This is a genomic window from Diaphorobacter ruginosibacter, assembly GCF_040396215.1.
GTDB classification, from domain to species: Bacteria; Pseudomonadota; Gammaproteobacteria; order Burkholderiales; family Burkholderiaceae_C; genus Diaphorobacter_A; species Diaphorobacter_A ruginosibacter_A.
Genome location: NZ_JBEBOW010000133.1, coordinates 1 through 10,200, shown reverse-complemented (window position 1 = coordinate 10,200; position 10,200 = coordinate 1). Strand labels below are relative to the sequence as shown.

The window sequence follows — 10,200 nt, the reverse complement described above, 5'->3', positions numbered from 1 at the left end:
CAAAAACAAGCCGACTCCCCCCATCTCCCGAAGTCGGGAGATAAAGCAGCACGAGCGAAGCAAAGTGCCGCCCCCACCTCTCCCTCACTGACTTGCGGCGGTTGCCCGAGCGCAGCGCGCCAGCGCGAAGCGAGTTCCGCCGCAGGTATTCAAAAACGCATTTTTGGTGACTTTTTGGGCAAGACCAAAAAGTTACTGCGCCGCCGGGCGCACTCCCGGCCCCGGAAAGCAAACACCCAACAAAAGCAAAAACAAACCAGCCCGCCAAGCACGGAACCACTCACGAAGCCGCAAGATCCAGCAACGCCTGCCCCGTCAACCGATACCGTATCCACTCGTTCTGCGGCAACGCACCCAAGCTGTCATAGAACTCGATCGAAGGCGTGTTCCAGTCCAGCACGCTCCATTCAAACCGCCCGCAATCCTTCTCCACGGCAATCCGCGCAAGCGCCTTCAGCAAGGCCTTGCCCGCGCCCTTGCCACGCGCTGCCTGATCCACGTAGAGGTCTTCGAGATAGATCCCGTTGCGCCCCTGCCATGTGGAGTAGTTGAAGAAATACACCGCCATGCCGACCGGCACGCCACCGAGTTCGCAGATCAGCGCATGCGCCGTCGCCTGCGGCGAGAAGATGGTGCGATGCACGTGCGCCTGCGTGGTCAGCACCTCATGCTCGGCTTTTTCATAAATCGCCAGATCGCGGATAAAACGCAAAATGGTGGCGGTATCTTCAATCACCGCCGAACGTACTACCAATGGGGAACTCATCTCTTCACTCATTCGATATCGAACACTTGCTCCGGCCAGGCGGTGCGACCGCCGCCGGCATGTCATCATCCATCACGGCGACACGCCGCTCCTGGCTCACTCCACGCGCAGGACGGGCTCGCCATCCTCGACGCGCCCCACCACGGCGGCGGACGCAAATCCCTCGCGCCCGAAAATCTCCAGCACTTCCTGCACGCTTTGCGGCGCGCACGACACGAGCAGACCGCCCGAAGTCTGGGGATCCGTCAGCAGATTCCGGGTGGTTGCGGGCAGCCCCTCGGCCATGCGCACCTCCGCGCCATAGGCCGCCCAGTTGCGGCCGCTCGCACCGGTGACGTGGCCGTCCTGCGCCAGTTGCTGCACGCCGGGCAGCAGCGGCACCCTGGACCACTCCACGACCACCTGCCTGCCCGCGCCGCGCGCCATCTCGAGCCCATGGCCCGCAAGGCCGAAGCCCGTCACGTCGGTCATCGCATGCACGCCGGGCAGTTCCGCGAGCAGCGGACCGGGGGTATTCAGGCGCGTGGTGTTGGCGATCATTTCACGATAGCCCGCATCGTCGAGCTGGAGCTTCTTGAGCGCCGCCGAATAGACGCCGACACCCAGCGGCTTGCCCAGCACCAGCACATCGCCCGCCCTGGCCTGGGCGTTGCGGCGCACGCGATCCGGGTGCACCAGCCCCATCGCCACCAGGCCGTAAATGGGCTCGACCGAATCAATCGTATGCCCGCCCGCGATGGGAATGCCCGCCGCGCGGCACACATCCTGGCCGCCGCGCACGATGGCGCCGATCACATCGAGCGGCAACTGGTTGACCGGCATGGCAACCAACGCCAGCGCCATGATGGGTTTGCCGCCCATGGCGTAGACATCGGACAGCGCATTGGTCGCGGCGATGCGCCCGAACTCATAGGGGTCGTCCACGATCGGCATGAAGAAATCGGTCGTCGCCACCAGCGCCTGCGAGTCGTTGAGCCTGTAGACGGCGGCGTCGTCGGCGGTCTCGATGCCGACCATCAACTCTGGCGGAATCACCGCATTCGCGCCGCTCGATTTCAGGATCTCGGAGAGCACGCCCGGCGCGATCTTGCAGCCGCAGCCGCCGCCGTGCGACAGCGAAGTGAGACGCGGCAATGCCGGGCTTGCCGTCGGCGATGCAGGTGTGCTGGTTGCAGTGGTCATGACGATTCTTCCGGGAAGTTGCTTGGCGCCAATCATCCCAGATTTGCAACCCGCACCGGGCCGCGCGGTTTCTTGCGCAGCCCGGTCAGGCGCGCGGCATCAAGAGGCCTGAGCCTCGTCGAGAATGGACTGCGCGAGCATGGCCACCGGCTTGTCCACCAGTTTTCCATCCACCGCGATGGCGCCCAGCGGCCCGGATGCCAGGGCCAGCACCACCTTGCGGGCCCATGCGGTCTCGGCCTGCGTCGGAGCAAACCCCTGATGGACGGCGCTCACCTGATTGGGATGGATGCACAGCTTGGCGCCAAAGCCCCAACGCCTGGAGCGACGGACATCCGCCTCCAGCTGCGCGACATCGTGGGTCGCCAGCGACACCCCGTCGATCGGCGCCAGCAGGCCCGCGTGGCGCGAATGCAGCACGAATTGCGTGCGGACGGCATCCAGCTCCGCGCCATCGCCCTGGATGCCGGAGTCCGACATGAAATCGAACGACCCGAAGGCCAGGCGCTGCACGCGCGGCGCCCCCGCGATCGACGCCATCTGGAAAAAGCCGCTCACCGTCTCGACCAGCGGGATCAGAATCTGATCGCCCGACAGGCGCTGCGCCAGCGCGCGCAGTTCCTCGTGGCGCTCCGACTTGGGCAGCATGACGCCGCGCACCGCGCCGCTGGCAAGCAACGCGCAGTCGTCCTCGAACCACGTCGTCGACGCCGGATTGACACGCAGGATGACCTGCTCGCCGGCGTGCCCGAGCCACTCGCGCACGGCTTCGCGCGCGGCTGCCTTGCGTTCGGGGGAAACCGCGTCTTCCAGGTCGAGGATCACGGCATGCGCGCCGCTGGCGAGCGCCTTGTCGAAGCGCTCCGGCCGGTCTCCGGGCACGAAAAGATAGCTGCGCTGGTTCATGTTCTTTTGCATGGGGCAAGTGAAAAAAATCGTCAGGATGCTGCGGACAGCCGTTCGCTCTTGCGCCCCAAAAGCAGCAGCACGCAGCAGGCCAGGGTGGGAACGGCCAGCAGCGCGAAGCTGATCCGGTAGGTGCCGGACAGCTCCACCATGGCCCCGAACACCGGCGGCCCCAGCACCACGCCCAGGAAGGTGATGGCCAGGGTTCCGCCCGTCGCCACGCTGGCCAGGCCCGCCGGCGCCTGCCGGGCCACCTCGGCCAGGTACACGCCATTCCATCCGATCGCCGTCGCGCCGAACACCACCAGCACCGCCATGATCAGCAGCGGCGGCATGTCGGCGCTGAACATCGCCGCTGCGATGGCGGATACCGCCATCAAGGCCGCCAGGGCGGCGAGCATGTTGCGCGCGCCCATGTAGCGGTCTGCCACCCACCCCCACAGCACGCGTCCCGCGATTCCCCCCACCTGCGCCACCGAAAGCACGGCGCCCGCGGCGATCAGGGTGTACGCAAGCGCGTCGTGAAGATAGGTCACAAGGTAGGTGGTCAGCGAGAGCTGCACCATCGAAAAGACGAACGAGCATGCCGCCAGCATGCGCAGCGCGGGATGTTTCAGCACCAGCCGGATCGGCTGCGAGAGGCTGCCCAGGACCAGGGGCTGGGCGCTGTCCCGATCCGCGTCCAGGCTCCGGCAAAGCGGCTGCGCGATGGCCGCGCACAGCAGGTTGGCGGCGGCGGCGACCAGCAAGGCGCCCTGCCATCCCAGCATCAGCGCGGCGCCCGGCACGATCGCGCCCGCGAACACGCCTCCCAGCGGGACGCCGGTCTGCTTCACCGAGAAAACCAGCGACATGCGCTCGGGAGCCGTCGTTTTCGCCAGCAGGTGCGAGCTGGCTGGGGTGATCGGGCCGTAGCCCAGGCCGATCAGCAGCGCTCCGATGGCAATCGCCACGACCGAGCTGACCGCGCACAGCGCCAGCCCGAAAGCGCACAGCAGCAGTCCCAGCTGGCTGACGCGGATCGCCCCCCATCGTTTCACCGCGGTTCCGGCCGCCAGGCTGGCGAACATGGCTCCGCCGTAGACGATGGCGACATAGACTCCCACCAGGGCCGGCGAAACGCCAAGCGAGCTGGCCGCCTCGGGCGCCATGACCGGCAGCGTCAGCAACGCCATCGCCACCATCGACTGAATGGCCAGCGTCACGGCAAGAGGTATCCAGGTGCTTTTCATTTATTTGTTTCCTGTCCGGGCGCCCACGCCCCATTCACGACGCAGCACCGTGGTATAGCTGAAGCGGTCCGCCGGATGGATGCTGATGGCCAGCTCCACCAGTTGCTGGAGCTTGTTGCGGTATTTGCGGCAGACCCACAGCCCCGCGCTGCCGCGGGCCGCGCCCAGTTCGTCGGCATGGGCGTCGCTGAGCACCAGCGCCCGGATTTCCTGTTCGACAGAGGTGATGACCTCGCCGAACTGCTCTTCGATGACCGCGTGCACCGCGCGGCTCAACGGGCCTTTGAGGCCCTGCACGGAACGAAAGGCCGGATGGATCCACAGCTCCGTCACGCAGATGGGATCGCTGCTGGCGGCCACGTGCCGGCGGCCCAGCAGATGCAGCCATGTCTCGCCCGCCGCGCCCTCCACCTGCTGCGCCTGCATGGCATCGATCTGCACCATGTCGCCGGATTCGATGTGCAGCGTGGTCTCGGTGGCGTACTGGTAGAGATCGCTCACCTCGGCGATGCTCTGGCGATAGCCCGTGGTCGCCACCCGCGCGCAGACCGTGCTGCCAACGCGCGGCTGGCGCACCACCAAACCCAGGCTCACCAGCCTTTTCACCGCCTCGCGCGCGGTGGACCGGCTCACCCCGAACTGCTCGCACAGTTCGAATTCCGTGGGCAGCTGTGTACCCACGGGGTAGCGGCCGCTCTCTATTTCATTCAACAGGGTTTGCGCCAACTGCAGGTAGCGCGGCTGGCTTCCGAGAACGGCGAGGCTGGGGGCGTTGGGAGCGATGGATTCGGTTTCAGTGGTCATATCACGGCACGTTCGCGCAGTCGGGCGATGGCATCCGCATCGTATCCGACCTGCGCGAGGATCTCACGCGTGTCCGCCCCCATGGCGGGCGCCGGCTTCACGGGATGCGCGCCCGCGCGCACCGGCGACGCCACCATGCGGATATCGCCCCCCGGGTGCGCGAAGTCCAGCAGCCTCTGCTGCTCCGCGACGAAGTCGCTGTCCAGCGCCTGCTGCACGTCGTAGACAGGCGCGGCGGGCACCTTGCCAGCGAAGCGCCGCATCCACTCCTCGGTCGTGCGCGTCTGCAAGACGGCATCGAGTTCGCTGGTCAATTGCTCGCGGTTTTCCAGCCGGTCCTTGAACGTGCGGTAGTGCGGCGCGCTCGCCCACTCCGGCTTGCCGATGCATTCGGCCAGCACGCCAAAGAATTTTTCCTTGTTGCACATGAGAAAGATCCAGCCATCGCCTGTCCTGTACAACTGGCTTGGCGTGAGCGACGGATGGCTGGAGCGCGGCTCGCGGCCGATGGCCACGCCCGCGTTCAGATACCAGGTCGCGACATATGCCAGGTTGTGCAGCGACACGTCGAAAAGGCTGACGTCGATGTCGCGCCCCACGCCCGACGCTCTCGCACCGATGACGCCCGCGAGCACGCCCATCGCGGCGGTGGTTCCCGTCATCAGGTCGATGATGGACAGCCCCATGCGCGCCGGCGGTCCATCGGGCTCGCCGGTCAGCGAGAGATATCCGGCCTCGGCCTGCATCAGGTAGTCATAGCCGGGCCACGCCGCGCGCGAGCCCGTGCGGCCGTAGGCCGACAGGTGGCCGCATACCAGGCGCGGGTTGACCTCCTTGAGCTGCTCGTAGGTCAGGCCCAGCTTGGCCGGCAGGTCCCCGCGCAGGTTGTTGAAGACCACGTCCGCGGTCGCCGCCAGCGCGCGCAGCACTTCCTGGCCCTGCGGCTGCTTCAGATCCAGCGTGATGCTCTTCTTGTTGCGGTTGAAGGACTGGTAGAAGTGGCTGTCCCCCGGCCCGAAATAGTGCGGGCCCACCGCGCGCCCCACGTCGCCGCCATCATGCGGGTTCTCGATCTTGATGACCTCCGCGCCCAGGTCCGCGAGATGCTGCGTGCCGAACGGGCCCGCGCCATACTGCTCCACGGCGATGATGCGCACGCCGGCCAGCGGCAGCGGGGCCTGCGCGGCCGCAGCCTGTTCCCCCGCCGCATGCAGGGATGGGTCCACGGCATTCATGCTGGATTCCTTTCGATCAGCTGCTTGGCGATGATGATGCGCTGCAGTTCGTTCGTGCCTTCGCCGATCAGCAGCAGCGGCGCGTCGCGGTAGAGACGCTCGACGTTGTATTCCTTGGAATAGCCATAGCCGCCGAAGATGCGCATCGCCTCCAGGGAATTCTCCTGCCCGGCCTCGGTGGCGAAATACTTGGCCATGCCAGCCTCCATGTCGCAGCGCTCACCGCGATCGAAGGCCTGCGCGGCCGCATACACCAGCAGCCTCGCGGCCTGCGTGCGCGTCGCCATCTCGCCCAGCTTGAGCTGTATGGCCTGATGCTCCGCAATCGGTTTGCCAAATGTCTTGCGCACCTGCGCGTAGGCCACCGCCTCGTCCAGCGCGGCCTGCGCCACGCCCAGCCCGCGTGCCGCCACGTTGATGCGGCCCAGCTCCAGGCCGCCGAGCACCTGCTGCAGGCCCCGGCCTTCCACGCCGCCCACCAGCCGGTCCGCCGGCACGCGGTAGTTCTCGAAACTCAGCGCGCAGGTATCGATGCCCTTGTAGCCCAGCTTTTCCAGCTTCTTGCTGACGATGAAGCCCTCGCCCTTCTCGGCGATCAGCAGGCTCATGCCCTTGTGGGCGGGTTGCGCCTTGGGATCGGTTTTCACCAGCAGCGCCAGGCAATTGCCGTACATGCTGTTGGTGATCCACATCTTGCTGCCGTTGACGACATAGTGGTCGCCATCGCGCACGGCCACGGTGCGGATCGACTGCAGGTCGGTGCCGGCGTCCGGCTCCGTCAGGCCGACGCCGCCGCGCAGCTCCCCGCTCGCGAAGCGCGGAAGGAACTTGCGCTTTTGCTCTTCCGTTCCCGAGCGCTGCACCGCCATCGCCATGATCAGGTGCGAATTGATGATGCCGGAGATCGACATCCACACCGCCGACATGCGCTCGATGATCTTGGCATAGGTGCTCGTGGACAGGCCCAGGCCGCCGTATTCCGGGTCGATGATGCAGCCGAACAGCCCCATCTCCTTCATCTTCTCGACGATCTCCACGGGATAGATGTCGTCATGCTCCAGCCGGTGCACGTGGGGCTTGACTTCCACGGCGAGGAAGCGGTCGAGCATGTCCAGGATCAGCCCTTCCTGTTCCGCATCGTGCGTGGTGGCGGGTTGGCGTGCATTCATGATGATTGGTTCTCCATACGGGCTTTCACGCCCAGCAGTCGGGAAAGTTCCGCGGCGCTCGCATCCTCGATGCCGAGAACGGCGTTGAGCACGTTGTCGGCATGGGCGCGGTCAACGGCGCGGGTGGCGTTTTCATAGAATTTGGCGACGATGTCCTGGTTGCCGATCGGGCGCCCGGGAGCGCCGCGATTGACCGGCTCGGCGTGCCGCAGGGTGCGGCCGTCCTGCAGTTCGACGATCACTTCGCCGCCGTAGTAGCGCGGGAAATCCGCCTCGGGATCGGGCACGCACTCCACTTTCGCGGCGATCGCCAGCGTCAGCGGATCCTGCCAGGCGGCGGCATCCAGCGCGTCGAGCGTGAAGCGGCCGAAACGCAGTCCCGTGGCGACGGAATACGGCACGCTGAATTGCGCTTCGTAGGCGTTGGATGGATGCAGCTTCTTCTCCATGGGCTCGCACACCGCCTTCATCGCTCCGGGCGGAACCTTGGCGATGATGCGCTTGATGTCCGCGCCGCCCCACTCCCCCGAGAGGATGCCCGCCGCATCGGCGAACGCGTGGGTGAAGTGGCATGCGGGCACGGGCTTGATGGCGACGTTGAGCGTTTCCCAATCGCTGCCCAGGCCCGCCGTGATCATGCCGAGGTCGCACTTGTCCAGCAGCGGGCCGAGGTGGCTGGCATAGAGGCCGAAGCGCCCCTCGTAGGCGGCGCGCGGGCCGACAAAGCCGTGCCTGGCCATGGTGGCCGCGGTGATGCCCGATGCGCCCGCCCATCCCGGATGCAGGCGCTTGGTCCACGAGCCGTCCTCGAGGCACTCCAGGCTGCCGGAGGCCACCGACAGGGCGATGCCCTGCGCATTGATCGTCGCCGCGCTGTCGAGCCCCAGCAGCCTGGCCGCCGCGAAGGTGCAGCCGAAGGTGCCGATCAGCCCCGTGGGATGGAAGCCCACCTGATGGAAGCCGCTTTTCGCCGCCGCGCCCAGGCGCGTCGCCGTCTCCATGCCCAGCAGGTAGGCAGCCAGCAGATCCCGCCCGGATGCGTTCAGGCGCGTCGCCAGGCCCAGCGATGCGGGCAGGATGGAGGTGGTCGCGTGGATGACTCCGCTGGGATGCGTGTCGTCATAATCCAGGCCGTGGATCAGCAAGGCGTTCATGATCACCGCGTCGCGCATCGGCAGGTTCTGCGCGAAGCCGATCACGGGAACATCGCCGCCCGGCCCGGCAAGCTCGCGCAGGCCGGCCAGCGTGGTGCGGGAAAAGTCCCACTGCGTCGATGCCAGCGCAATGCCCAGCGCATCCAGCATCAGATGGGCCGCGCGCACGCGCACTTCCCGCGGAACGGCGTCCAGCGCGAAGCCGGTTGCGTAATCCGCGAGCTGCGCGGACAGGCTCGCGCAGCGGGTGAATCGGGAGTCGGAATGCGTCATGCCTCAGTCCACCCTCGCGCCGGAAAGTTTCACCGCCACCGCCCACTTGTCGATTTCGGCCTGGATGAATTTGGTGAATTCATCGGGCGTCATCCAGGAAGTTTCCGCGCCCAGTCCATTGAGCTGCTCCTTCACGTCGGGCGCATCGCGCCAGTTGGTGGCGAACACCTTGTTCAGCGTATCGACGATTTCCTTGGGCGTTCCCTTGGGCGCGGCGATGGCGACCCAGGCCGGGGCCACGAAACGTCCCAGGCCGGCCTCTTCCATGGTCGGGACATTGGGCGCCGCGGCGTTGCGCTTTTCGCTTGCCACCGCGAGGACCCTGAGCTTGCCCGTGCGCATGTGCGGCAGCAGCGCCGGACCGGTGTCGATCATCGCGCTGATCTGGCCGCCGATCAGGTCGGTCACCGCCGCCGGGCTGCCCTTGTAGGGAACGTGCGTCAGATCGATGCCCAACTGATGCTTGAGCAGTTCCATCGTCAGATGGCTGGTCACGCCGCTGCCGCCGGAACCATAGTTGATCTTCCCCGGCGCGGCCTTGGCCAGCTTCACCAGGTCAAGAGCGCTTTGCGCGGGCACCGTGGGATTCACCGCCAGGAACAAAGGCACCACCGACAGATTGGTGATCGGCTCGAAGTCCTTGAGCGGGTGGTAAGGCAGCTTGGAATACAGGCTCGGATTGATGGCCATGGTGCCGCTGGATCCCACCAGCAGCGTGTATCCGTCGGGAGGCGACTTGGCCACCATCTCCGAGCCGATGATTCCCGCCGCGCCGGGCTTGTTGTCCACCACCACCGGCTGGCCCAGCGTGTCCTGCAGCTTCTTGGCGGCGATGCGCGCGATCATGTCCGTCGCCTGCCCTGGCGGGAAGCCGACCACGATGCGGATGGGCTTGTCCGGGTACGCGGCGGACGCGGCATGGGCGAGGACCGTCAATCCCAGCGCGGCCAATGCCGCGCGCGCTGCCCTGAATGGCAATTTCATGGTGTTGTCTCCTTGGTATTTCTATCTAGAGTCAGCCGATAACGGCATGGTGCGCGGGATGCGTCCGCATCAGAGATCGTCCACGCCATGGCCGCGCCGGGCGACCAGCGACATGCGGATGAACTCCATCACCATGACCCCGTCCTGATTGAAGCCTCGCGTCCTGGTGGTGACGATGCCCTGCGTGGGACGGCTCCTGGAGGGGCGCACCTCCAGCACCTCGGACTCGGCGTACAGCGTGTCGCCGCCGAACACGGGCGCCGTGAGCTTGATTTCCTTCCAGCCCAGATTGGCGATGGCCTTGGCGCTCACGTCGTTCACGGTCATGCCCAGCACCACGGCGAGCGACAGGCCGCTGTTGACCAGCAGCCGGCCGAACTCGCTCTTGCCCGCGAAGTGGGCGTCGCAGTGCATGGGATGCGCATTCATGGTGAGCAGCGAGAACTGGATGTTGTCGTTGTCGGTGATGGTCCGGCCCGGCCGGTGCTCGTAGAC

General features: G+C 66.4%; 10 protein-coding genes. All 10 read right to left on the bottom strand.

Annotation, left to right across the window (positions count from 1 at the left end; translation table 11 throughout):
* Positions 1 to 280: 280 nt before the first annotated feature.
* A complete protein-coding gene (locus ABWP92_RS14430; protein ID WP_353236092.1) occupies positions 281 to 766 on the bottom strand; it encodes a GNAT family N-acetyltransferase in 486 nt (161 codons plus the stop codon).
* A gap of 96 nt (positions 767 to 862) precedes the next feature.
* Positions 863 to 1,948, bottom strand: coding sequence for a selenide, water dikinase SelD (selD, locus tag ABWP92_RS14425; protein WP_353236091.1), 1,086 nt, complete (start codon positions 1,946 to 1,948; stop codon positions 863 to 865).
* 99 nt (positions 1,949 to 2,047) lie between these two features.
* The gene (locus tag ABWP92_RS14420) at positions 2,048 to 2,866 is read right to left on the bottom strand and encodes an HpcH/HpaI aldolase/citrate lyase family protein (protein WP_353236090.1); all 819 of its coding nucleotides are present in this window, start codon (positions 2,864 to 2,866) and stop codon (positions 2,048 to 2,050) included.
* 20 nt (positions 2,867 to 2,886) lie between these two features.
* Positions 2,887 to 4,086, bottom strand: a complete 1,200-nt coding sequence (locus tag ABWP92_RS14415) for an MFS transporter (RefSeq protein WP_353236089.1) — start codon at positions 4,084 to 4,086, stop codon at positions 2,887 to 2,889.
* Entirely contained in the window at positions 4,087 to 4,890 is an 804-nt protein-coding gene (locus tag ABWP92_RS14410) for a GntR family transcriptional regulator (protein WP_353236088.1), read from the bottom strand.
* Positions 4,887 to 6,125 carry a CaiB/BaiF CoA transferase family protein gene (locus tag ABWP92_RS14405; protein WP_353236087.1) on the bottom strand — a complete coding sequence of 413 codons (1,239 nt, stop codon included), beginning with the start codon at positions 6,123 to 6,125 and terminating at the stop codon, positions 4,887 to 4,889. Before ABWP92_RS14405 ends, ABWP92_RS14410 begins: the two co-directional genes overlap by 4 nt.
* Positions 6,122 to 7,294: an acyl-CoA dehydrogenase family protein gene (locus tag ABWP92_RS14400; RefSeq protein WP_353236086.1), complete on the bottom strand. Its 1,173-nt coding sequence runs from the start codon at positions 7,292 to 7,294 to the stop codon at positions 6,122 to 6,124. The genes ABWP92_RS14405 and ABWP92_RS14400 overlap by 4 nt, the downstream gene beginning before the upstream one ends.
* Positions 7,291 to 8,721: an MmgE/PrpD family protein gene (locus ABWP92_RS14395; RefSeq protein ID WP_353236085.1), complete on the bottom strand. Its 1,431-nt coding sequence runs from the start codon at positions 8,719 to 8,721 to the stop codon at positions 7,291 to 7,293. The genes ABWP92_RS14400 and ABWP92_RS14395 overlap by 4 nt, the downstream gene beginning before the upstream one ends.
* A 3-nt stretch (positions 8,722 to 8,724) precedes the next feature.
* Positions 8,725 to 9,705: a Bug family tripartite tricarboxylate transporter substrate binding protein gene (locus ABWP92_RS14390; protein ID WP_353236084.1), complete on the bottom strand. Its 981-nt coding sequence runs from the start codon at positions 9,703 to 9,705 to the stop codon at positions 8,725 to 8,727.
* Positions 9,706 to 9,774: 69 nt separating this feature from the next.
* Positions 9,775 to 10,200 (bottom strand): MaoC family dehydratase (locus tag ABWP92_RS14385; protein WP_353236083.1); only part of this gene is annotated, 426 nt, incomplete at its 5' end.